This is a genomic window from Kitasatospora sp. NPDC041917 (genome assembly GCF_055589745.1).
This window is the reverse complement of the sequence record NZ_JBVJBI010000002.1, coordinates 159,024-181,923: the sequence shown is the minus strand read 5'-3', so window position 1 is coordinate 181,923 and position 22,900 is coordinate 159,024. Positions and strand designations below refer to the sequence as shown.

18 protein-coding genes and 2 pseudogenes are annotated in these 22,900 nt (G+C 74.3%); 10 read left to right on the top strand and 10 right to left on the bottom strand.

Annotated features, from left to right (window positions below; all coding sequences use genetic code 11):
- Positions 1–140: 140 nt before the first annotated feature.
- The 6 genes from ACZ6EM_RS02935 to hypE all read left to right on the top strand — a co-directional run bounded on the left by ACZ6EM_RS02935 (position 141) and on the right by hypE (position 6,315).
- Positions 141–542, top strand: a complete 402-nt coding sequence (locus tag ACZ6EM_RS02935) for a hydrogenase maturation nickel metallochaperone HypA/HybF (protein WP_380542572.1) — start codon at positions 141–143, stop codon at positions 540–542.
- A gap of 5 nt (positions 543–547) precedes the next feature.
- Positions 548–1,384, top strand: coding sequence for a hydrogenase nickel incorporation protein HypB (gene hypB / locus ACZ6EM_RS02930; protein ID WP_465771469.1), 837 nt, complete (start codon positions 548–550; stop codon positions 1,382–1,384).
- On the top strand, positions 1,381–3,726 hold the full coding sequence (hypF, locus tag ACZ6EM_RS02925) for a carbamoyltransferase HypF (protein WP_465771468.1): 2,346 nt from the start codon (positions 1,381–1,383) through the stop codon (positions 3,724–3,726). The genes hypB and hypF overlap by 4 nt, the downstream gene beginning before the upstream one ends.
- A 6-nt stretch (positions 3,727–3,732) precedes the next feature.
- Positions 3,733–4,047: a HypC/HybG/HupF family hydrogenase formation chaperone gene (locus ACZ6EM_RS02920; RefSeq protein ID WP_401049326.1), complete on the top strand. Its 315-nt coding sequence runs from the start codon at positions 3,733–3,735 to the stop codon at positions 4,045–4,047.
- Positions 4,044–5,198 (top strand): hydrogenase formation protein HypD, encoded by a 1,155-nt coding sequence (hypD, locus tag ACZ6EM_RS02915; protein ID WP_401049328.1) that lies wholly within the window; start codon positions 4,044–4,046, stop codon positions 5,196–5,198. The genes ACZ6EM_RS02920 and hypD overlap by 4 nt, the downstream gene beginning before the upstream one ends.
- Positions 5,199–5,295: 97 nt before the next feature.
- On the top strand, positions 5,296–6,315 hold the full coding sequence (gene hypE, locus ACZ6EM_RS02910; protein WP_465771561.1) for a hydrogenase expression/formation protein HypE: 1,020 nt from the start codon (positions 5,296–5,298) through the stop codon (positions 6,313–6,315).
- A gap of 70 nt (positions 6,316–6,385) precedes the next feature.
- On the opposite strand, the gene ACZ6EM_RS02905 is transcribed toward hypE, so the two are convergent.
- Both ACZ6EM_RS02905 and ACZ6EM_RS02900 read right to left on the bottom strand, forming a co-directional pair.
- On the bottom strand, positions 6,386–7,210 hold the full coding sequence (locus ACZ6EM_RS02905) for an ATP-grasp domain-containing protein (RefSeq protein WP_401049329.1): 825 nt from the start codon (positions 7,208–7,210) through the stop codon (positions 6,386–6,388).
- Positions 7,211–7,492: 282 nt separating this feature from the next.
- Positions 7,493–11,047, bottom strand: coding sequence for a hydantoinase B/oxoprolinase family protein (locus ACZ6EM_RS02900; protein WP_465771467.1), 3,555 nt, complete (start codon positions 11,045–11,047; stop codon positions 7,493–7,495).
- 139 nt (positions 11,048–11,186) lie between these two features.
- Between ACZ6EM_RS02900 and ACZ6EM_RS02895 the strand changes: the two genes are divergently transcribed.
- Positions 11,187–12,341 carry a Rossmann-fold NAD(P)-binding domain-containing protein gene (locus ACZ6EM_RS02895; RefSeq protein ID WP_465771466.1) on the top strand — a complete coding sequence of 385 codons (1,155 nt, stop codon included), beginning with the start codon at positions 11,187–11,189 and terminating at the stop codon, positions 12,339–12,341.
- A 28-nt stretch (positions 12,342–12,369) separates the two neighbouring features.
- On the opposite strand, the gene ACZ6EM_RS02890 is transcribed toward ACZ6EM_RS02895, so the two are convergent.
- The 7 genes and pseudogenes from ACZ6EM_RS02890 to ACZ6EM_RS02860 all read right to left on the bottom strand — a co-directional run.
- The gene (locus tag ACZ6EM_RS02890; protein WP_465771465.1) at positions 12,370–12,972 is read right to left on the bottom strand and encodes a hypothetical protein; all 603 of its coding nucleotides are present in this window, start codon (positions 12,970–12,972) and stop codon (positions 12,370–12,372) included.
- Between the two features lie 154 nt (positions 12,973–13,126).
- Positions 13,127–13,660 carry a flavodoxin family protein gene (locus tag ACZ6EM_RS02885; protein ID WP_465771464.1) on the bottom strand — a complete coding sequence of 178 codons (534 nt, stop codon included), beginning with the start codon at positions 13,658–13,660 and terminating at the stop codon, positions 13,127–13,129.
- Between the two features lie 121 nt (positions 13,661–13,781).
- A complete protein-coding gene (locus ACZ6EM_RS02880; protein WP_465771463.1) occupies positions 13,782–14,660 on the bottom strand; it encodes a universal stress protein in 879 nt (292 codons plus the stop codon).
- A 385-nt stretch (positions 14,661–15,045) separates the two neighbouring features.
- Positions 15,046–15,210 (bottom strand): annotated as a pseudogene (locus ACZ6EM_RS02875) (cation-transporting P-type ATPase); the annotation flags it as partial.
- A 12-nt stretch (positions 15,211–15,222) separates the two neighbouring features.
- Complete coding sequence (locus ACZ6EM_RS02870) at positions 15,223–15,465, bottom strand: DUF1918 domain-containing protein (protein ID WP_465771462.1); 243 nt, start codon at positions 15,463–15,465, stop codon at positions 15,223–15,225.
- Positions 15,466–15,672: 207 nt separating this feature from the next.
- Complete coding sequence (locus ACZ6EM_RS02865; protein WP_465771461.1) at positions 15,673–18,036, bottom strand: glycoside hydrolase family 65 protein; 2,364 nt, start codon at positions 18,034–18,036, stop codon at positions 15,673–15,675.
- A gap of 439 nt (positions 18,037–18,475) precedes the next feature.
- Positions 18,476–18,719: pseudogene (locus ACZ6EM_RS02860) on the bottom strand (histidine kinase); the annotation flags it as partial.
- Positions 18,720–18,916: 197 nt separating this feature from the next.
- Here ACZ6EM_RS02860 and ACZ6EM_RS02855 point away from each other — a divergent pair.
- The 3 genes from ACZ6EM_RS02855 to ACZ6EM_RS02845 all read left to right on the top strand — a co-directional run bounded on the left by ACZ6EM_RS02855 (position 18,917) and on the right by ACZ6EM_RS02845 (position 21,977).
- Complete coding sequence (locus ACZ6EM_RS02855) at positions 18,917–19,960, top strand: zinc-dependent alcohol dehydrogenase family protein (RefSeq protein WP_465771460.1); 1,044 nt, start codon at positions 18,917–18,919, stop codon at positions 19,958–19,960.
- Between the two features lie 26 nt (positions 19,961–19,986).
- Positions 19,987–20,640 carry a pyridoxamine 5'-phosphate oxidase family protein gene (locus tag ACZ6EM_RS02850; RefSeq protein ID WP_465771459.1) on the top strand — a complete coding sequence of 218 codons (654 nt, stop codon included), beginning with the start codon at positions 19,987–19,989 and terminating at the stop codon, positions 20,638–20,640.
- 599 nt (positions 20,641–21,239) lie between these two features.
- Positions 21,240–21,977 carry a hypothetical protein gene (locus ACZ6EM_RS02845; RefSeq protein ID WP_465771458.1) on the top strand — a complete coding sequence of 246 codons (738 nt, stop codon included), beginning with the start codon at positions 21,240–21,242 and terminating at the stop codon, positions 21,975–21,977.
- Between the two features lie 366 nt (positions 21,978–22,343).
- On the opposite strand, the gene ACZ6EM_RS02840 is transcribed toward ACZ6EM_RS02845, so the two are convergent.
- Positions 22,344–22,502, bottom strand: coding sequence for a hypothetical protein (locus ACZ6EM_RS02840; protein WP_401050122.1), 159 nt, complete (start codon positions 22,500–22,502; stop codon positions 22,344–22,346).
- Positions 22,503–22,900 lie beyond the last annotated feature (398 nt).

Sequence of the window (22,900 nt, the reverse complement as noted above, 5' to 3'; positions counted from 1 at the left end):
GTGACCGGATGTGATCCGAGGTGGGGAGCGGATTGCTGCGAATGGCGCAGCCCCGCGTGCGGTGGCGGCGCGGCTGCGGGCCGACGCCGCCACCGCGCCCTGTAATGGGGCGCGTTGCCGCCCGCTCCGGGAAGGGACCCATGCACGAGATGTCGATCGCCGAAGCCGTCGTCGAGCAGGTGGACACGGCCGCGCGCGAACACGGGGCCCCCGGGGTGGCGCGGGTGCGTCTGCGGGTCGGGGAGCTGGCCGGCGTGGTGCCCGAGGCCCTCGACTTCTGCTTCGAACTCGCCTGCACCGGAACGCTGGTGGCGGGCGCCGTGCTGGACACCGAATCCGTCGCGGCCCGCGCCCGCTGCACCCCCTGCGCGGTCGAGTGGGCGGTCGGCATGCCGCCGGACCTCGGCTGCCCGAGCTGCTCCGGCGGTGGCGGCGTCGAGCTGCTGTCCGGCCGTGAACTGCAGATCCTCGACGTCCAGTGGGCCGAAGCCCGGGACGTCCGGGCCGAGGTCCGGGACGTCCGGGCCGAACAGAAAGGCTGATGCCGATGTGCCGCACGGTCGACCTCCGTCAGGCGGTCCTCGCCCGCAACGACGACAGCGCCCGCCGGCTGCGGGAGGCGCTGGAGGCGCGGGGGACGGTCGCGGTGAACCTGCTGTCCAGCCCCGGCAGCGGAAAGACCGCGCTGCTGGAGGCCGAGCTGGGGCTGGCCCGGCGGCGCGGGGTGGAGGTCGCCGCGCTGACCGCCGACCTCGCCACCGAGAACGACGCCCGCCGGCTGGCCCGCTCGGGCGCCCCGGTGAAGCAGGTGCTCACCGACGGGCTCTGCCACCTGGAGGCGCGGATGCTCGCCGGGCACCTGGACGGCTGGCTGCCGGCCGAGTGCCGGCTGCTGTTCGTGGAGAACGTCGGCAACCTGGTCTGCCCGGCCTCCTACGACCTCGGCGAGACGCTGAGGGTGGTGCTGGCCTCGGTGACCGAGGGCGAGGACAAGCCGCTCAAGTACCCGACGGCCTTCGGGCTGGCCAACCTGGTGCTGGTGACCAAGACGGACCTCGCCGCGGCGGCCGAGTTCGACGAGGCGGCGTTCCTGGCCAACGTCCAGCGGGTCAACCCCGGGGTGACGGTGCTGAACACCTCCGCCCGGACGGGCGAGGGCGTCGGGGCGCTGCTGGACCGGGCGCTGGCCGTGCTGGAGGGGGCCGAGCCGCACCGGCCGGTGATGTCGGCGGCGCCGCACGACCACGGGCACGCGCACGACCACGGGCACGCGCACGACCACGGGCACGCGCACGACGACGGGGATGAGCGCGGGGACGGGCACGATCACGATCACGACCACGGGCACCACCACGGCCGCTCCGCCGTGGGGGAGCGCGCGTGACGGCCGGTCACCCCGGGCTCGACCGCGAGCGGCGGCGGGTCGCCGTCCGCGGCCTGGTGCAGGGGGTCGGCTTCCGCCCGTTCGTCCACACGCTGGCCGGTGAACTCGGCCTGGCCGGCACCGTCACCAACACCGGCGAGGGCGTCCTGGCCGAGGTCGAGGGCAGCCCGGACGCCCTGGACGCCTTCTGCCGGCGCGTGGCCGGCGACGCGCCGCCGCTCGCCCAGGTGCACTCGGTGGAACACGCGCCGCTCGCCACCACCGGCGCCACCGGCTTCCGCATCGTCCCGTCCAGCCCCGACGGCCCCCGCACCACCCTGATCCCGCCCGACACCGCCGTCTGCGCCGACTGCCTGGCCGAACTCGCCGACCCGGCCGACCGCCGCCACCGGCACCCCTTCATCAGCTGCACCAACTGCGGCCCCCGGCACACCATCGTCACCGGCCTCCCGTACGACCGGGCCAACACCACCATGGCCGGCTTCCCGATGTGCCCGGACTGCGCCCGGGAGTACACCGACCCCGCCGACCGCCGCTTCCACGCCCAGCCCGTCGCCTGCCACGCCTGCGGGCCAGCACTCGCGCTGACCGTGCCCGGACGCCCCGGACTCGCCGGGGAACAGGCCCTCACGGAGGCCCGACGGCTGCTCGCCGAGGGCGCGATCCTCGCCGTCAAGGGCATCGGCGGTTACCACCTCGCCTGCGACGCGCGCGACACCGCGGCCGTCGCCCTGCTGCGCCGGCGCAAGCGGCGCGGCGACAAGCCCTTCGCCGTGATGGCCCGCGACCTCGCCACCGTCGAACGCCTGCTGCCCGTCGACCCGGTCGAGCGGGAACTGCTCACCGGGCCCGTGAGGCCGATCGTCCTGCTCCGCCGCACGGGCCTGCCGGTGCCCCAGGCGGTGGCCCCGGGCAGCCCCGACCTCGGGGTGATGCTCCCGTACACGCCGCTGCACCACCTGCTGCTCGCCGCCCCCGGGCCGGACCTGCTGGTGATGACCAGCGCCAACCTCTCCGGCGAGCCGATCGTCACCGAGGACCGGGAGGCGCTGGAGCGGCTCGCCCCGCTGGTCGACGGCTGGCTCACCCACGACCGGCCGATCCACGTCCCCTGCGAGGACTCCGTGGTGCGGGTGGTGGACGGCGAACAGCTTCCGCTGCGCCGTTCGCGCGGGTACGCGCCGCTCCCGATCCCGCTGCCGGTGCCCGTCCGCCCCGTCCTGGCCGTCGGCGGCGACCTCAAGAACACCTTCGCGCTGGCCCGGGACGGCTACGCCTGGCTGTCCGGCCATATCGGCGACATGGACGACCTGGCCACCCTGCGGGCCTTCGAGCGGGCGGTCGAGCAGCTCGGCACGGTCAGCGGCGTACGGCCCGAACTGCTGGCCGCCGACCGCCACCCCGGCTACCGCTCGCTGCGGCACGCCGAGCGGACCGCCGCCGGCCGGCCGGTGCACCGGGTCCAGCACCACCACGCCCACATCGCCGCGGTGATGGCCGAACACGGCCTGGACGGCGGCCGGCCGGTGCTCGGGGTGGCCTTCGACGGCACCGGCTACGGCGAGGACGGCGCGATCTGGGGCGGCGAGGTGCTGCTGGCGGACTACGACGGGTTCCGCCGTCTCGCCCACCTCCGGTACGTGCCGCTGCCCGGCGGGGACGCGGCCGTCGAGCGCCCCTACCGGACGGCGCTCGCCCACCTGCGCGCGGCCGGGCTGCCCCGGCTGCCGCAGCTGCCGCCGGTCCGGGCCTGCGAGGGCGAGGAACTACGGCTGCTGGAGCGCCAGTTGGATCGGGGGCTGAACTGCGCACCGACCTCCAGCATGGGCCGGCTGTTCGACGCGGTCTCCTCGCTCGCCGGGATCTGCCAGCGGGCCGGGTACGAGGCCCAGGCGGCGATCGAACTGGAGGCGGCGGCCTGCGAGTTCGGCCGCAAGGACGGTCCTGTGCGCGGGGCGGCGCAGCGGGCGGGCGGCTACGCGTTCGGCCTGTCGGCGCGGGCGGACGGCTGGATCGCCGACCCCGGGCCGGTGCTGGCCGCGGTGGTGGCCGACGTTACCGCGGGTGCGCCCGCCGGGCTGGTCGCCGCCCGCTTCCACGGCGCGGTGGCCGAGCTGGTCCGGCGGATCTGCGCCGACGTCCGGGAACGGCACGGCACCACCACCGTGGCCCTCAGCGGCGGGGTCTTCGCCAATGCGCTGCTCTCCTCCGCCTGCGCGAGCGGGCTCGGGGAGGACGGCTTCACCGTACTGCGGCACCGCCGGGTGCCGCCCAACGACGGAGGGCTGGCACTGGGCCAGCTGATGGTGGCCGCCCGGTCGGCGGCCACCCGGGAGGAGTGAGCGCGGATGTGCCTGGCGGTGCCCGGCAGGGTGACGGAGATCGGCGAGCGGGACGGGACCAGGATGGCGGTGATGGACTTCGGCGGCGTGATCAAGGATGTCTGCCTGGAGTACCTGCCCGACCTGGCGGTGGGGGACTACGCGATCGTCCACGTGGGCTTCGCGCTGCAGCGCCTGGACGAGGAGTCGGCCCGGCGTACCCTCGCCCTCTTCGAGGAACTCGGGCTGTTGCAGGAGGAGTTCGGCGACCCGTGGGAGGCCGCCGGGGCGGCGGCGGGTGCGGTCGGAGCGGCGGAAGAGACCGAGGAGGCCGGACGGTGAAGTACCTGGAGGAGTTCCGCAACCCCGAGCTGGCGGCCGGGCTGCTCGCCGACATCAGGGCGACGGTCACCCGGCCGTGGGCGCTGATGGAGGTCTGCGGCGGCCAGACGCACAGCATCATCCGGCACGCCATCGACCAACTCCTGCCGGACGAAGTCGAATTGATCCACGGGCCGGGCTGCCCGGTGTGCGTCACCCCGTTGGAGATGATCGACCGGGCACTGGCGATCGCCGCCCGGCCGGGGGTGGTCTTCTGCTCCTTCGGGGACATGCTGCGGGTGCCCGGCACCGACCGGGACCTGTTCCGGGTGCGCGGTGAGGGCGGCGACGTCCGGGTGGTGTACTCGCCGCTCGACGCCCTGCGGATCGCCCGGGAGAACCCGGACAAGGAGGTGGTCTTCTTCGGCATCGGCTTCGAGACCACCGCCCCGCCGAACGCCATGGCCGTCCACCTGGCCAGGAAGCAGGGGCTGCGAAACTTCAGCATGCTGGTCTCCCACGTCCGGGTGCCCCCCGCGATCGAGGCGATCATGGACTCGCCGGACTGCCGGGTCCAGGGCTTCCTCGCCGCCGGACACGTCTGCAGCGTGATGGGCACCGACGAGTACCCGGCGCTCGCGGAGCGCCACCGGGTGCCGATCGTCGTCACCGGCTTCGAACCCCTGGACATCCTGGAAGGCATCCGGCGCACCGTACGGCAGCTGGAGCGCGGGGAGCACACCGTCGACAACGCCTACCCGCGGGCCGTCCGCCCCGAGGGCAACCCGGCGGCCCGCGCCATGCTGGAGGACGTCTTCGAGGTGGGCGACCGCGCCTGGCGGGGCATCGGGGTGATCCCGCGCAGCGGCTGGCGGCTCTCGCCCCGCTACCGGGACCACGACGCCGAACACCGCTTCGACGTCTCGGGGATCACCACCCGCGAACCCGCCGAGTGCCGCAGCGGCGAGGTGCTGCAGGGGCTGCTGAAGCCCCACCAGTGCGAGGCCTTCGGCACCGTCTGCACACCGCGCACGCCGCTCGGCGCCACGATGGTGTCCAGCGAGGGGGCGTGCGCGGCGTACTACCTGTACCGGCGGCTCGGCGTGCCGGGTGCGACGTCCGTCCGGATGCAGGACGTTCAGGAGACCCAGGAGGCGAGCCGCGTTGGCTGACACCGAACTGCTCACCGAGGCGCTCGCCGGACCGCTCGCCGGACCGTCCGCCGAACCGGACGCCGGTCGGCCCGACTTCTCCGGCTGGAGCTGCCCGCTGCCGCTGCGCGACCACCCCCGGGTGGTGATGGGCCACGGCGGCGGCGGGGCGCTGTCCGCGGAACTGGTGCAGAACCTCTTCGTGCCGGCCTTCGGCGGCCCGGTGCTCGCCGGGCTCGGCGACTCCGCGGTGCTGGAGCTCGGCGGGGCCCGGCTCGCCTTCTCCACCGACTCCTACGTGGTGCGGCCGCTGTTCTTCCCCGGCGGCTGCATCGGCGACCTCGCCGTCAACGGCACGGTCAACGACCTCGCCATGAGCGGGGCCCGGGCCGCCTACCTGTCCTGCGGCTTCATCCTGGAGGAGGGGGTGGAGATGGCCGTGGTGGACCGGGTCGCCAGGGCGCTCGGCGCCGCCGCCCGCACCGCCGGGGTCGAGATCGCCACCGGGGACACCAAGGTGGTCGAGGCCGGGCACGGGGACGGCGTCTACCTGAACACCGCGGGCATCGGGATCGTCCCGGCCGGGGTCGACATCCGCCCGCAGCGCGCCCGGCCCGGCGACGTGGTGATCGTCAGCGGGCCGATCGGGCTGCACGGCGTGGCGATCATGAGCGTCCGGGAGGGACTGGAGTTCGGCGTCGACGTGCGCAGCGACAGCGCGGCGCTCGGCGGCCTGGTCGAGGCGATGCTCGCGGCCACCGCCGACCTGCACGTGCTGCGCGACCCCACCCGGGGCGGCCTGGCGGCGGCGCTCAACGAGATCGCGGCCGCCGCCGGAGTGGGCGTCGTGCTCAGCGAGGCCGCCGTCCCCGTCCCGGAGCCGGTGGCCAACGCCTGCGCGGTGCTGGGCCTGGACCCGATGTACATCGCCAACGAGGGCCGGCTCGTCGCCTTCGTCCCGCGCGGCCCGGCGGACGCCGTGCTCGCCGCCATGCGCGCCCACCCGCGCGGCGCGGAGGCGGTGGTGATCGGCGAGTGCGTCGAGGAGCACCCGGGGATGGTCGTGGCCCGCACCGGCTTCGGCGGTACCCGGGTGGTCGACCTGCCGATGGGCGAGCAACTGCCGCGGATCTGCTGACGGCGCGCCCGCTGCTGCCGCCCCGGGAGACGCCTCCCGGGGCGGCGGTCCGTCGTTCCGCCCCGGCCGGTCAGCCCAGGAAGCGGTGCAGTGAATCCGCCAGGGCCTCGACGAAGCCCTCCCGGACCTCCTCGGCTACCAGGTCGAGGGACAGGTACGGGTTGAGGTCCTCCAGCTCGACCAGGAGCAGGCTCCCGTCCGGCGCGCGGCAGGCGTCCACCCGCTGGATCCCGTGGGCGAGCGTGTTCCAGTCGACGAAGCTCCGCGCGAACGCGAGGTCGGCCGCGTTCGGCTCGTACGGCTCCAGCACCCAGCGCCGGGCCGGATCCGGCGCGTGGAGGGCGTACTGGAAGGCGTCGTCCACGAAGTAGAAGGAGACCTCGTAGCGGAAGTCGATCCGCGGCTGGACCAGCACCTCGCCCCACGCGTCGAGCCCGTCCAGCTCGTCGCGGGTGAGGAAGCGCAGGCCTATGCTGTCCGCGCCCTCCCTGGGCTTGACCGCGTAGCGGTCGGCGGCGGGCAGCCGGTCGAGGTCCTGCGGCCGGTCGACCGTGGGGATGACGGGGCGGCCCGCCTCGGTCAGGTCCAGCAGGTACCCCTTCCCGGCCATGTCGCCCCGCCCGGTCAGCGGGTTGTAGACCCGCACGCCGTCGGCCAGGGCCCGGTCGCGGAAACGGGCGTACTCCTCCCGGTAGTGCAGCACCGGACCGCTGTTGCGCACCACGACCGCGTCGAAGCGCCCCATCAGGGCCCGGGCGTCCAGCGGGTGGCACAGGGCCAGGTCGAACCACTCCCGCAGCCGGGAGGTGAGGAAGACGTCCTCGTCGCCGTACCGCCGTCCGCGGGCCGGGTAGGCCAGGTCGGTCACGTACAGCAGGCTGGGCCGGTCGGGCACGGGTGCTCCCTCGGTCGGTGGTGGGGGAGTGAATCTACCGGGCCCGCCCCGGCTCAGCCCCGTGCGCCCATCAGGGCGGTCACGCAGACGTCCAGCCGCTCCTCCACCGCTCGCGTCGTCGGTTCCGTCCGCCCGGTCTCTGTACGAGATGCTCCGGAGCCGGGCCCCGCTTGGCTCGACCGGGCAGCAGGGCCGACCGGCCCAGGCCGGTGGGGATCGGCCGGGACCGGGGAGGCGGGCCCGGTCGGCCGCCGGCGTCGACGGCCGACCGGCCGGACCGCGTCAGGCAGAGCCGCCGTGGCCGCCTCCGCCGGGGGTGCGGATCTCCAAGGCGTCCCCGGCAGCGACCTCGGTGGTGCCGCAGCCGGGCAGTTCCTCGACGGTGCCGTCGGCGCGCAGGACGCGGTTGGCGCCGAGCGTGCCCGGGAAGCCGCCGGCGAGGCCGTACGGCGGGACGCGGCGGTGGCTGGTGAGCAGGCTGACCGTCATCGGTTCGCGGAAGCGCAGCCGCCGCAGGACGCCGTTGCCGCCGTGCCGGCGCCCGTTGCCGCCGCTGTCCGGGCGGACGGCGAACTCCTCGACCAGGACCGGGAGCCGCCACTCCAGGACCTCCGGATCGGTGAGGCGGGAGTTGGTCATGTGGGTCTGGACGGCGTCCGCGCCGTCGAAGCCGGGGCCGGCACCGGAACCGGAGGCGATGGTCTCGTAGTACTGGTGCTCGGCGTTGCCGAAGCTCAGGTTGTTCATCGTGCCGGATCCCTCCGCCTGCACGCCGAGCGCGGCGTAGAGCGCGCCGACGATGGCCTGCGAGGTCTCGACGTTCCCGGCGGCGACGGCGGCCGGGTACTCCGGGGCGAGCATCGAGCCGGGCGGCACGACGATCCGCAGCGGGCGCAGGCAGCCGTCGTTGAGCGGGATGTCGTCGGCGACGAGGGTGCGGAAGACGTACAGGACGGCGGCGGTGACGACGGCGGAGGGGGCGTTGAGATTGCCGTCGAGCTGGGGCGAGGTGCCGGTGAAGTCGATGGTGGCGCTGCGGTCCCGGCGGTCGACGCGCACGGAGACGGCGATCACGGCGCCGGAGTCGGTCTCGTAGCGGTACGAGCCGTCGCTCAGCCCGTCCACGGCGCGGCGCACCGCCTGCTCGGCGTTGTCCTGGACGTGCCGCATGTAGGCCTGGACGACGTCCGGGCCGAAGTGCCCGATCATCGCGTTGACCTCGTCGACGCCCTTGCGGTTGGCGGCGATCTGGGCGCGCAGGTCGGCGAGGTTGGTGTCCGGGTCGCGGGACGGGTACGGCGCGTCGGTGAGCAGCCGGAGGGTCTCCTCCTCGCGCAGCCGCCCGTCCACCACCAGCGGCCAGGTGTCGAAGAGTACGCCCTCCTGGTGGATCTCGCGGCTGTCGGCGGGCATCGAGCCGGGAGAGGTGCCGCCGATCTCGGCGTGGTGGCCGCGCGAGGCGACGAAGAACAGGACCACGTCGCCGTCCGGGTCGAAGACAGGGGTGACCACGGTGATGTCGGGCAGGTGGGTGCCGCCGTGGTACGGGTCGTTGACGGCGTAGGCGTCGCCCGGGCGCAGCTTCGGGCCGAGACGGCGCAGCACCTCCTTGACGGTGGTGCCCATCGAGCCGAGGTGGACGGGGATGTGGGGGGCGTTGGCGACGAGGTTGCCGTCCGGGTCGAAGAGCGCGCAGGAGAAGTCGAGCCGCTCCTTGATGTTGACCGACTGGGCGGTGGATTCCAGTCGGGCGCCCATCTGTTGGGCGATCGCCATGAAGAGGTTGTTGAAGACCTCCAGCAGCACCGGGTCGGCGGCGGTCGGGACGGCCTCCTCGGCGGTGGCCCCGACCTGCTCGACCAGGAGGTGTCCGGCGGTGGTGACGGTGGCCTTCCAGCCGGTGTCCACCACGGTGGTGGCGTTGGCCTCGGCGATGACGGCGGGTCCGGTGACGGTGTCGTCCGCGCGCAGCGATTCGCGTTCCAGCAGCGGGACCCGCCGCCACCGCCCGCCGGCGTACAGCCGGACGGCGACGGGCTCGGCCGGGGCGGCCGCGGGGGAGAGGGTGCCGAGTTCGGGCTGCTCGGTGAGGCCGGTGCCCTCGACGGCGAGGGCCTCGATCACCAGGGGGCGGTCCATCAGGAAGGAGTAGGTGGAGCGGTGCCGCTCCTCGAACTCGGCCCGCATGGCGGCCGGTTCGCCCAGCGGTACGGTGATCGTGGTGTCGGTGCCCTGGTAGCCCAGCCGGACCCGGCGGGCCAGCTGGATCCGTCCCTGCGGGACGCCCTGATCGCGCAGCTCGTCGGTGGCGGCGTGCGCCAGTTCGTCGGCGAGCCCCAGTACCGCTTCCATCTCCTCCTCCGCCAGGGGCCGTTCGACCGCATGCTCGCGCAGGACGGTGGTGTCGGCCAGACCGATGCCGAGGGCGGACAGCACCCCGGCCATCGGCGGGACGAGGACGGTGCGGATGCCCAGTGCCTCGGCCACGGGGCAGGCGACCTGGCCGCCCGCGCCGCCGAAGGTGGTCAGGGCGTAGCGGGTGACGTCGTGACCTCGCTGGACGGAGATGCGCTTGATCGCGTTGGCGATGTTTCCCACCGCGATCCGCAGGAAGCCCTCGGCCGCCTCCTCGGCGGACAGGTCGCCGATCCGTTCGGCGAGTTCGATGAATCGGCGCCGCGTCAGCCGGGAGTCGAGCGGTTGGTCGCGCTTCGGGCCGAAGACCTGCGGGAAGTGCTCGGCCTGGATGCGGCCGAGCAGCAGGTTGGCGTCGGTGATGGTCAGCGGCCCGCCGCTGCGGTAGCAGGCCGGTCCGGGGTCGGCGCCGGCCGAGTCCGGACCGACGCGCAGGCGTTCGCCGTCGAAGCGCAGCACCGAGCCGCCACCCGCCGCGACGGTGTGGATGGCCAGCATCGGTGCCCGCAGCCGTACCCCGGCGACCTGGGTGGTGACCACCCGCTCGTACGCGCCCGCGAAGTGTGAGACGTCCGTGGAGGTGCCGCCCATGTCGAAGCCGATCACCCGCTGGTGGCCGGCCAGCGCGGACATCCGCACCATGCCGACGATGCCGCCGGCCGGGCCGGACAGGATGGCGTCCTTGCCCCGGAAGTGCCCGGCCTCGGCGAGGCCGCCGTTGGACTGCATGAACAGCAGCCGGACACCGGCGAGTTGGTCGGCCACCTGCCGGACGTAGCGGCGCAGCCCGGGATGGAGGTAGGCATCCACCACGGCGGTGTCTCCGCGCGGCACCAGCTTCATCAGCGGGCTCACCTCGCTGGACAGGGACACCTGGTCGAAGCCGAGCCGCTCGGCGAGCCGGCCGATCTCCCGCTCGTGGGCGGGGTGCAGGTAGCTGTGCAGGCAGACCACGGCGACCGAGCGGATGCCGTCGTTCAGGCAGTCGCGCAGGTCCTCGGCGAGCCGGTCGAGGTCGGGCGGTCGTAGTATCTCGCCCTCGGCGGTGATCCGCTCGTCCACCTCGATCACCCGGGTGTACAGCGGCTCGGGCAGCACGATCTCGCGGGCGAAGATCTGTGGCCGGTTCTGGTAGCCGATCCGCAGGGCGTCCGCGAAGCCACGGGTGATGACCAGTGCGGTCGGCTCGCCGGTACGTTCCAGCAGGGCATTGGTGGCGACCGTGGTGCCCATCCGGACGGAAGCGATGGTCGCCCCGGGCGGCAGGAGGGCCCGGATGCCGGCCACGGCCGGGTCCCGGTAGCGGGCCGGGTCGTGGGAGAGCAGCTTGTGGGTGAGCAGCCGGCCGTCCGGGTCGAGCGCGACCACGTCGGTGAAGGTCCCGCCCCGGTCCACCCAGAACTGCCAGCCCCTGGCTGCCATGACCGGCTCCCTCCGCCGTGCCGCGTGGCGCCCCGTGCGTGAGTGGCCCTGCGCACGAGTATCCGACCGGGCGAACCGGGCGGGCAAACGGAACATACTGGGCATGAAGGGCCGATCCCGGAGGAAGCGGGACGTAGCGATGGCGATCACGGCGGTGGGAGTGCTGCGGGAGACCGTACCGGGCGAGCGCCGGGTGGCCCTCGTGCCCGACCTGGTGCCGGCCGTCCGCCGCCTCGGTGTGACGGTCCTGGCGGAGCCGGGCGCAGGCCTCCTCGCTGGTCACCACGACGACGACTACCAGGCTGCGGGTGCCGTCCTGGCCGGACGCGACGAGGTGTTGCGCCGTGCGGACGTGCTGCTCGGCATCCGTCCCCCGAGCACCGACCCGGTGCGCGAACTGCGCCCGGGGCAGGTACTGGCCGCTTTGCTGCGGCCGCAGCGGAACCCGTTCCTGGCCCGGCAGTGGGCGGACCGGGGCGTGACCGCGATCGGCCTCGACCTGGCGCCCGACCTGCCGGCCGGGTACCCGCTGGACGCCGGGGCCTCGCAGGCCAGGGTGGCGGGGTACCGGGCGGTGCTGCTCGCCGCCGAGCGCCTGGACCGCTGCCTGCCGCCCTGGGGCACCACGGACGGGCTCTTCGACCCGCTTCGGGTACTCGTGGTCGGCGCCGGGCATGCCGGTCTGCAGGCGATCGACACCGCCTGCCGGCTGGGCGCTCCGGTCGGCGCGGTCGAACCGCGGCATCGCGAGCGTGCGGCTGCCGCCGCGCTGGGAGCCGACCTGCTGTGCCTGTCCGGTGTGCACCAGGCGGTGGACGACCGGGAGCTGTGGCAGTCCCTCGACCGGGACCGTGCGGCGTGGGTGGCGGGGCTGGCCGAGGCGTCGGTGCGGTACGACCTCGTGGTGACGGCCCTGACCGGGCCGGACGGGACGCCCCCGGTCCTGCTCCGCACGGCGACGGTGGCCCGGCTCCGGCCCGGCTCGGTGCTGGTGGACCTGGCGGCGGGCCCGGAGGGCGGCAATGTCGAGGGCGTCCTGCCGGACACCACGACGCTGGTCGGTGACGGCATCACGGTGATCGGTGCCGGCGAGCTCGCCGCGCAGGTGCCCGGGACCGCCTCGCGTGCGTACTCCCACAACGTGCTGGCGCTGCTGGAACGCCTGCTGCGGGGCGGCCCCGGCACGGAGGACCCGGTGCTCGCCCCGATGCTGGTGACCGACCGGGGCGCGGTGCGGCACGAGCCGACCAGCAGGCTGCTCATGGAGGCGACCGCCGTCGCGGGCCTGCCGTGAGATCCCGGACCCCGGCCCGCGCGCGGTTTCAGGGCCCAGGGCGGGGGAACAGCGCCGCGTGGCGGGCGATCGCTCCCGCACGGTCGGCGCACTGCTGGTAGCAGCACGAGAGCAGCACAAGGTCGGTGGCGTCCACCGGATCCATCCGCTCGGTACGGAGCAGCAGCTCGTACAGGAGCCGTTGCCGTTGGCCGACTTCGTGCAGCTCCGCGAGGACGTCCGCGACGTCCTCGGGGGCGCCGGATTCCAGGGCGTGGGCGGACCGTTCGAGTGAGTCCAGCGCCGCGTCGGCGATCCCGTGCAGCGGAGCCCGTAGCCGTTCGATGAACGGTGGCCTCTCCTGGCGCGCCCAGGCGGCCTCCAGCAGCCGTTGCGCCAGGTCCGCCAGGGCCTCGACCTGGCACCCTACGTGGACGCCCAGGACGACCCCGGCCCGTCCGCCGGGAGCCGCGGCGGCGTCCTCCTCGATCCGTGTCAGCAGTTCCGCGAGGGCCTTCTCGGCCACCGGGACCCCAGCCCCGCTGTCGGTCAGTACGGCCGTCGCGCCGCGCAGAGCGGTGTGCGCCAGTCGCACCAAGGCGGCCGACTCGCCGATGAGGGCGGGGTACCCGCCGTCTCCACCGTCAGACATCCCGTTCACTCCTGTTCCCGGTCCCCCCGACAGTCTCGCCCCGCCGCAGTGGACGTGCCTCGGTGCCCGGGGCGAGGGCGGGGCGACCTGGCCATCGGATCGGTGTTCCAAGGGCCCGGCCCTGCGCCGGGCCCTCGTTCCCGGCCACCCGTGCTCAGACCAGGCCGGCGCCCCATGCGCGGGCGCGGTCGAGTTCGCCGGCGCGCAGTGGTCCGTCGTTGTCCTCCACGATGAAGCCCTCGGGTTCGGCGACCACGTCGTCGTGGTGGTGGGAGAGCCGGTGGGCGATGCCGTTGGCCGCGCCGCCGGCCCTGGGCATGTCGACCCGGGTGTCGAACGCGGCGGCGTAGGTGCCGGACCCGGTGGTCGGAAGGTCGTGGAACCAGGCTCGTAGGCCCGGGCCCTCGGCGGTCTCCCGTGCTTCGGCGGCGGCCTCCTCGCGACCCTCCTTGTGCCCCTCGGCCGCGGCGGCCATCCGGCGGCTGATCCCGGAGGACATGCCGTGCATGTGCGTCGGTCCGCCGACCACCAGCAGGTCCGCGGACCGGGCGGTGTCCGCGTTCGCCTCGGACACCGGGAGGCAGTCGACGGCCGCCCCGGGGTCGGTCCGGCGGACACCTTCGGCGATCGCCTCGGCGACCTCCCGGGTGCTGCCGTACACGCTCTCGTACACGATCACGGTGTGCATGGTCTCCACCTTTCGTCACGTCCAGGCTCGCGCCGCGCGGGCGGTCAGGACCTGGGCCGTTCGGCCCGGATCGGACCGCCCGGCGGGCATGTCCGCACGAGAGCGGGCGTCGGTTCCCGGTTCAGGGCAGGGCGGATGGCACCGTCACGACAGGGCAGTGGGCTCGGCGGAGCAGGCCGTGGGGTACGGAGCCGAGGCGCATGCCGGTGAAGCCGCCGTTGCCGCGGCGGCCGACGACCACCGCGAGGGCGTGTTCGGAGGCCAGGGCGAGCTCCTCGACCGGGTGGCCGTGCACGACTTCGTGGGACACGGTCACGTCGGGGTGGTGTTCGTGGTGACCCGCGGTGGACTCGAAGATCATCCGGCGCAGCATCCGCTCGGTGGCGGGTTCGTCCAGGTTGCCCACCGGCGGGCGCTGCCAGACCCACAGGACGCGCAGCGCGGCCCGGCGCTCGTCCGCGTACGCGAAGGCGAAGTCGACGGCGGGCTCCGAGGACGGGCTGCCGTCCACGCCGAGCACGACGTACGGCGGGTCCTGGGTGGTGTGCTCGGGGTCACGGACCACGACCACCGGACAGTGCGCCTGGGCGCTGACCGGGACGGCCACCGAGTAGGTACTCAGCGCCTCCTCGACCCGGCTCAGCCGGCGGGAGCCGAGGACGACGAGCGCGGCGTTGCGGGACTCCCGGCACAGTGCGGGCGCCGGGACGTCCTCGGCCACCACGGTGGTCACGTCCAGTTCGGGGCGGCGCTCCCGGGCCAGGGTGGCGGCCCGGTCGAGTGCCCGGTCGGCCCGCTCGCGAAGGGCCGTGTGGTAGCGGCCCTCGTCGAAGGGCCGGAACTCGCGGTACAGCGACGGCACGGCGTGCACCAGCCGCAGTGGCAGGCCCCTGCGGGCGGCCTCGTCGGCCGCCCAGGCGGCGGGCATCGAGCCGGTGTCGTGAGCGTCGACGCCGAGGACGACGGGACGGCCGGGGCCGTCGGGGCTTGCGGACGTCATGATGGTCCTCCTCGGTCCGGTGGTCCCGGTGACTTCGGTGAGGTCGATGACGCGGACCCTGTTCCCACGCCAGGCAGCTCCGCTTTGCGCCGCGAGGGCCGCCCGGCCCGGTCGTCAGATCCCGTGCTTGAGCAGCCGGGCGGTCGTGAAGCCGACGGCTCCGGCGAGGACGGGCGCGGCCAGGTCGGACCGGCCGAGCGGCACGGTGTCGAGCACGCCCGTGAGGCCGTGGGTGAGCAGGTTGATCCAGAGGATCTGGCAGCGCCGCCACGGCGCTTTCCGCCCGGACCTCCTGGACCACGCCCACGGTGGTGTTCACCACGACCACCAGGGCGATCACCACCGCGTCCGGATGGTCGCCGATCGCCACCGTCAGCGCGACGGCCGCGAGCAGCACGGTGATCAGGGGGTCGCGCAGCTGGGCTGCCACCCGGGCCCACAACGGCACCCGGCGGTCGGCGACGACCTCGTTGCGGCCGTGTTCGGCGAGCAGTCGTGCGGCCTCGGCGCCGGTCGGCCCGCGGGCCCGCGGGTCGGCGGAGACGGTCACGGCGGAGGCCCGTCAGTCGGCGAAGAGGTGCGGTTGTGGCGGGACGGTTCGAGTGGGCGACGGCTCGTGGTCGAAGTGGTGGATCCGGGCGTCCGGCCCGGGAAGGTACTCGGTGACCCGGTCCTCGTCGGACCAGCGGACGTCGTACGGCGGGCTGCCGTCCGGGTGGTGCAGCCCGACGATCTCGCCGTCCCGGCGGGCCGCGCCCGGCCGGGTGCCCTGGACGATGATGCGGTCTCCCACGGCGGCTTTCATGCCGGCCTCCCTGGCTCGGTGCGGGGCCGGGGACATGGCCCGGCCGTCCGTACTTCCATGGCACCACCGATCGAGGGCTCCGGCAGGGGCCGGCGGGCCCTGGTCGCGCGGCCGTTCGCCCCGGGTACCCGCACGCATCCGTCGGGAGCTGCTGGACGCCGGGATCCCGGACGAGGTGGTCCGTGCCGCCGGTGAGGCCCGGGCCGCTCACAGCCGGAAGCACTGGGTCTCGCCGGGCAGGACCGTCGTCTCGGTGCCGCGCAGCCGGATGCGGACCGGCTCCTGGCGGTCCGGGCGCAGGCTCACCGTGACGGTGCGGCGGTCGACGGCGAGGGTGAGGCCCCAGTGGCCGCGGTAGCGCAGGTCCAGTTCCAGGCGGCCGAGGGCGGAGGGCAGGTGCGGGTCCAGCCAGAGGGCGTCCTCGCGGACCTCCAGGCCGGTGTAGCAGCGTTGCAGCAGGTCCACCGCGCCCGCCATGGCGCCCAGGTGGACGCCCTCGGCCGTGGTGCCGTGCTGGTTGTCCCGCAGGTCGGCCACCAGGGCGTCGCGGAAGTGGTGCCAGGACGCGCGGCGGTCGCAGCGGGTGAGCACCCAGGCGTGCACCACCGAGCTGAGCGTCGAGCCGTGGACGGTGCGCCGCAGGTAGTAGTCGGTGGTCCGGCGGAGCAGCTCGTGGTGCGCCGGGTGGCCGAGACGTCGTAGCAGGTCGCGGACCTCGCGGGCGGAGAACAGGTACCAGAGCATCAGGGCGTCGGCCTGCTTGGAGGCCTTGTAGCGGTTGACGGTGTCGCCCTCGGCCTCCAGGATCCGGTCGAGCCGGCGCAGGTCCGGGTAGCGGCGCCGGTACTCCGGCCAGTCGAGTTCGGCGAGGCGCTCGTAGCCGTCGAACTGGCTCAGGACGCCGTCGTGGAACGGGACGTGGAGGTGGCGTCCGACCTCCTGCCAGCGCTCCAGCTCCGGATCGTCGAGTGCGAGGCGCTCGCGCAGCTCGTCGCGGCGGTACCCGGGCAGGACGTCCAGGGCGTCCTGGGCACGGGCCAGCACCCAGGAGGCCAGCACGTTGGTGTACGCGTTGTCGTCCAGGCCCGGCCGGGTCTTCCAGGGGTAGCCGTCGTGGTACTCGTCGGGGCCGAGCACCCCGCGGACGGACCAGTGGCCGCGGGCCGGGTCGTGCACGGCGACGGAGGACCAGAACCGGGCGATCTCCAGTAGCATCTCGGCACCGGCGGTGGCGAGGAAGTCCCGGTCCCCGGTGGACTGGTAGTACTGCCAGATGTTGTAGGCGACGGCCGAGCCGACATGCCGCTGGAGGTGGCTGTGGTCGGGCAGCCAGCGTCCGGACAGCGGGTTGAGGTGCAGCTGCTGGGACTCCTCGCGGCCGTCCCGGGCGCTCTGCCACGGGTAGACCGCGCCGCGCAGCCCGAGCTCCCGGGCCTGCCGGCGGGCGGCGTCGAGGCGGCGGTGGCGGTAGCGGAGCACGGCCCGGGCGAGCTCCGGGAAGCGGAGGTTGAGCAGCCGCAGCACGAACAGCTCGTCCCAGAAGACGTGCCCCCGGTACGCCTCCCCGTGCAGTCCGCGGGCGGGGACGCCGACGTCCAGGTCGACGGAGTGCTCGGAGTAGGTCTGGAGCAGGTGGAACAGGTTCAGGTGCAGTGGGCCGGCCCCGTCGAAGTCGGCCTCGATCCGGCAGCGGCGCCACAACTCCGCCCAGCGCACGGTGTGTTCGACGAGCAGTTGGTCGAAGTCGCCGGCCTCGGCGGTGAGCAGGCGGGAGGCGAGCAGCGGGGTCTCGATCGCCCGGTCGTGGGAGGTGTGCACGGCGACGGTCTTCGTCACGGTGACGGGCCGGCCCGCCGAGCCCTCCAGAGCGAGGAGGTGGGCCACCCGGCCCTCGCGGTACTCGGTCGTCGCGGTGTGCTCCCGGTCGGCGCGGATGCGGGCGCAGAGGGCGATTCGCAGGGGCGAGTCGATCGCATCGGCTTCGAGTCGGAGCAGACCGTCCTCGTCCACCCCCTGGCCGGCCGGGACGAGGTGGCGCCCGGCCAGGCCCCGGTAGCGGGCGACACCGGTGTTGGTGATGCGGCCGTCCAGCCCGGAGCGGACCTCCCACGGGCCGGACCAGTTCTGCGGGGTGAAGGTGCTCTCCAGGACGAGCAGGTGCGGCCGGGCCTGGCTGGCGAGGCGGCGTTGCACGAGCGTGGTGCGCCGGCCCCGCTCATCGACCACCAGGGCGGTGCGGGTCAGCAGTCCCCGGCGCAGGTCCAGTTCCAGGGTCTGCTCGGTGGGCGGGCCGGTGAACCACCTGCCGTCGGCCGGGCGGAAGGTCAGCGGCAGCCAGTTCGGGCAGTTGATCAGGTCCTCATTGGCCACCACGTGCTCGCCGACCGTGGACTCCGCACGGTCGTAGCAGCCGGCCAGGTACGTCCCCGGGTAGTGCACCCCGTCGGCGACCGATTCCGGCGCGGCGCCGCGGCTGACCAGGTAGCCGTTGCCGACCGCGCACAGCGCCTCCCGCAGGCCCTCCTCGGCCGGGTCGAAGCCCTGGTAGCGGAGGGTCCACGGGTCCGGCATGTCGGGATTCCCCGCGGGCGGGTCTGCTGCCACGACGTGACCTCCGTGCGACCGGTCTGTCTCCAGTCTGCGGACGACGGCACCGCGCCGCTCGGCGGTCCGGCCGGGGCCGGTCGGCCCTTCCCCGGAGCAGGGCCGGGCGCCGAGTCTGGGAGACGGAGACCGGAGGTGAGCCATGTCGACCGTCCGTCCGCCGCTCGCCACCGCCGAGGCCCTGCTGGCCGACGGCACCACCGTGGAGCTCCGGCCGCTCGGGCCGGACGACCACCGCGCGGTGCTCGACCTGCACGCCGCCGGGATGGCCGAGGAGAGCCGTCGGATGCGGTTCTTCGGCGTCAGCCGCAACGCGCCCCGGCAGGCCGCCGCGCTGCTGTGCGCCCAGGCGCTGCCCGCCCCGTGCGGCGCGGTCGCCGTGGTCTCCAACGCCGGAGGCATCGGCATCCTCGCCGATCACGCCGAGCGCCCCGTACTCGGCGTCCACCAAGGGTGACGGCGGCCTCCACGATGTGCTGGAGAGCCTGGGTGAGCTCCAGGTCGCGTCCGACCGCCAGCACCGCCTCCAGCAGGCTGTGCACCCGGTCCCGGGTGCCGCGGGCGGCGTCCGAGCGGGCCTGGAGCTCCTCCAGGAGCTCGTCCAGCCGCAGCTTCGGTACGGCGGCGGGGCCCTCCGACGCGTTGCCCAAGGAAATCCTCCGTGGCTCGCCCCCCGATGCCCATGACCAGCGTAGGCGTGCTCGCGGCGCCCCGGCGGGTGCGAGGGGGTCCATCGGCCCATCGGGAGCACCCCGGCGGCCCCCTGGCGACGGGCGCGGCCGGGGGGAACGCTGGAAGGGCGAGCGGAACCGCCCCGGCTCCGCCCTCCGAGAGGAGTGATCGCGGCATGAAGGCGCTCACCTACCACGGACCCGGCCGCCGCACCTGGGGCGACGTCCCCGACCCGGCTGTCCGGGACCCGGAGGACGCCGTCGTCCGGGTGGACGCGGTGACCATCTGTGGCACCGACCTGCACATCCTCAAGGGCGACGTCCCCGAGGTCGAGGAGGGCCGTGTCCTGGGCCACGAGGCCCTCGGTACCGTCACCGAGACCGGGCCGGGCGTGCGCACGATCACGGTCGGCGACCGGGTGCTGGTCTCCTGCGTCTCCGCCTGCGGCCGCTGCTCCTACTGCCGTGCAGCGGCCTACGGACAGTGCACCGGCGGTGGCGGCTGGATCCTCGGCCACCTGATCGACGGCTGCCAGGCCGAATACGTCCGCACCCCCTTCGCGGACACCTCCCTGTACCGGCTGCCCGAAGGCGTCCGGGACGAGGACGCGCTGCTGCTCGCCGACATCCTGCCCACCTCCTACGAGGTCGGCGTCCGCAACGGCCGGATCGGCCCGGGCGACACCGTCGCGATCATCGGTGCCGGACCGATCGGGCTCGCCGCCGTCCTCACCGCCCGTCTCTACAGCCCCGCCCGCATCATCGTGACCGACCTCGCGCAGAGCCGCCTCGACGCCGCGAAGCGGTTCGGCGCCGACACCGTGCTCACCTCTGCCGGGGCCACCCCCGAGGCCGTCCGGCAGCTGAGCCGCGACGGCCTCGGTGTGGACGTCGCCATCGAGGCGGTCGGCGTGCCCGAGACCTTCGAACTGTGCACTCGCCTGGTGCGCCCCGGCGGCCGGGTGGCCAATGTGGGCGTGCCCGGCAGACCGGCGGTGTTGCACCTGGAGGACCTCTGGATCCGCAACGTCACCATCACCACCGGGCTGGTCGACACGAGCAGCACCCCGATGCTGCTGGACATGCTGGCCGTCGGTCGGCTCGACACCGGCGGGCTGGTGACCCACCGCTTCGGCCTGGAGGAGATGCAGGAGGCCTACGACGTCTTCGCCGACGCGGCCGACACCGGCGCGCTCAAGGTCGCGCTGTTCCGGACGTGAGCGCCATAAAGGGAGGAACCGCCATCATGAGCGTCCGTCCCGACTGCGGCGACATCGCCCGCCGGATCCTCCAGCGGCGCGATCAGCTCGGCCTGAGCGAAGGAATGCTGGCCCACCGGGCCGCCATGTCCCCTGCCTACTTGCGACAACTCCTCTGCTCGGGGCCGGAGTTCGATCCGCCCGGGTTCGTCCGGATCGCTGCCGTGCTGGGGATGGCCTGGCCGGAGCTGCTGTCGGGGAATCGCCCGGACGCCCCGCCGGGGCAGACCGACACCGGCCGCCGCGGTCAGCTCCTGCGTCTCACCGAGCCGCAGTGCTGGGAACTGCTCGGCACCCGCGGCGTCGGCCGGGTCGGCCTGCCCGGCTCCTCGGCGCCCGTCGTGCTCCCGGTCAACTACGTGGTGGACGACCGGACGATCGCCTACCGCACGGCTCCCAGGGGAGCCGCCGCCCCGGCCGACGGCTCGCCCGTCTCGTTCGAGGTGGACCGGATCGACGAGCACCGGAGCGCGGGCTGGAGCGTCCTGATCCTCGGCCAGGCTCATCTGGTCGACACCTCGGACGAGGAGCAGCACCTCGCGGCACTCCCCGGCGCCACCCCCTGGGCCGGCGGCGCCCGCCCGCTCTGGGTGCGCGTCCGTCCGGCCGCGGTCACCGGGCGCCGCATCGACACGGGGTGACGTCCGTTGAACAGCTGGTACATGGATCGGGTGCTTGAGCGGGTCGCCCACCTCGGTGCCGTCGCCGCCATCTTCTCGAACCGGGCTCCACGCCCCCGCGGCCCGCCTTCTCCGTCCCGCGGCGGGACCGCTTCCTTCGCCCCCCTCCAGGCTCCGCCCCCGGGCGCGCCCCGCCACAGGAGCGCCGGACACCTACCCGCCGCCTTCGGGCCTGCAGAGTCATGCGACGGTGGGGCGGCGGGTCGCAGCGCGGCTTCCGCCGGGCCAACGCCGGTGGCGGCCCACCACGCCACTGCGCATGCTCGAATGAAAGGCTCAGGTGCTCGCGCCGGTCGGCACCCGTCCTCACGGTGGAGAGCCACGGTGACCGGGCCGGGTCGGCGCGTGCGAGATGTTCGACTGTCGCCACAAGGTCGGCGCCGAGTGCCACGCGACCGGCATAGCGGTCGGGTTCCACCCGCCTGATACCGACGGCCCGACGTGCGCATCCGCCTGACACCGCCCTCAGCCCGAGACGAAGGGAAGCGCTGTTGCGAATCGCCGACGCCCGAACGGGAGAACACACCGAGATCGGTTCCCGCCGCGCCCGACTCCTGCGCGTGACCGTCGCAGTCGGCGCGCAGGACCGCCGGTTCGCCATCGGGGATCTGCGGGCCCTGCTGGCCGGCGACGTGCTGGCCCGCACCTGCGAGTCCCAGGGCATGCAGGTGCTCATCGAGCTCGCCGTCCCGGACAGCTCCGGCGAGCAGGTCGGGGCCCTGCTGAAAGCCGCCGATCAGCTCGGCATCCACCCACCCGCCCGGGTGTGCGCCCACCGAGAAGTGGACGCCGCCGCCCGGCCGGCGGCCGACCTGGTCGTCATCAGCAGCCCGCACCTCGACTCCGTGTTCGTGGCCCCGCTGCTCCTCGTCACCGGACCGGTGACCGGGGAACCTTCGAACGGCGGCCCGGAGGTGCCCGCAGACCTGTCAGCCATTTTCCCGGGACCTGAGCACGATCCACTCGCGTTGCGCCTGGACTTCCTTGAACACGCCGTCACCGATCCGGTCCGCCTCACCGCCGCATCGCTGACGGACGCCGCCGCGAGGCTTTCCCGTTGGCGCGCGCTCGTGGCCGACCTCGCCCGCGCACCGTCCGGACCCCTGGACGCGGACATGGTCCAGGCGTCCCTCGACGGCCTGAACGAAGATCTGGACGCCCGGGTCGCGGTACGCGTCCTGTACGCCTTGGAGGACCGGTCCGATCTGCCGGACGGCACCCGCTTCGAGACCTGTGTCCGCCTGGATCAGGTCCTCGCGCTCGAACTCGCCCGCGACATCGGCCGCGGGCCCCGATGAAGCCGGCCGACAGCGGGTGTGTCGGGCGGAGCCGGGCCAGGTAGCCCCAGAACTCGCCGCCACGGGACGCGGTGGGCGCGAGCCAGCCACTCTGCTCGCCTGCGGCTTGGCCCTGGTCCTGCCGGCTCTGGCCCGGCCGGCCGTCGACGGCTTCGCCCCGGCCGGGGCCGCCCTCGCGCGGTCCGTCGGCGGGTTCCTGCTGGTGTTGCTCTCCGGCGGACACTGCCCCTCGGCCCGGTCGGCTCCGGGGCTCAGGGCTCCGGGGCTCAGGGCTTCGGGGCTCAGGGTTTCGGGGCCGACACCGGGGTGAGGTGGGCGGTGAACCACCGTGCGGCCAGGTCCGCGACCTCGTCGAGGGCCCGGGGTTCACTCGAACAGGTGGGTGGCGTTCGGGACGACGGCGAGCTGGTTCTCGGTGAGCGGCAGCGCCGGCCGTACCGCGCTCGCCCGGTCGGCGGGCCGTCTCACCCAGTTGTACGCGCTCGTCGCCGGCGGGTGGGTGTTGGCGGTGCTGCGGGCCGGCACGGGCTGCGCGCTCGGAGGCTTCCGTGCGGTCGAGTCGGCGGGGCTCACGCCTGCCGAGCGCATTCGCGTGCCGACGACCGGATGCACGGAGCGCCGGGCCGGTCCACCGTGGGGGTATGGATCTCATCGCACTGCTGGAGCTGGACGGACCGGCGAACCTACGGCTCCTCACGGCCGAGGGACTGCCCGCCACACCGCGTGCACCTGTGGTCCGGGTCCACGCCGCCGCCCGCACGCCCACCCCGGCGGAGTCCACCCTCTGCGGGCTGTCGACCCGCGGCATGCAACCCGATTCACAGCACCCCGCCGCACCAGGCGACCCCTGGTGGCCGCCGCGCTGGCACCGACACGCCTGCCCGGTCTGTGACACCGCCGTCACCGGCCTCGTCGGGGGCAGC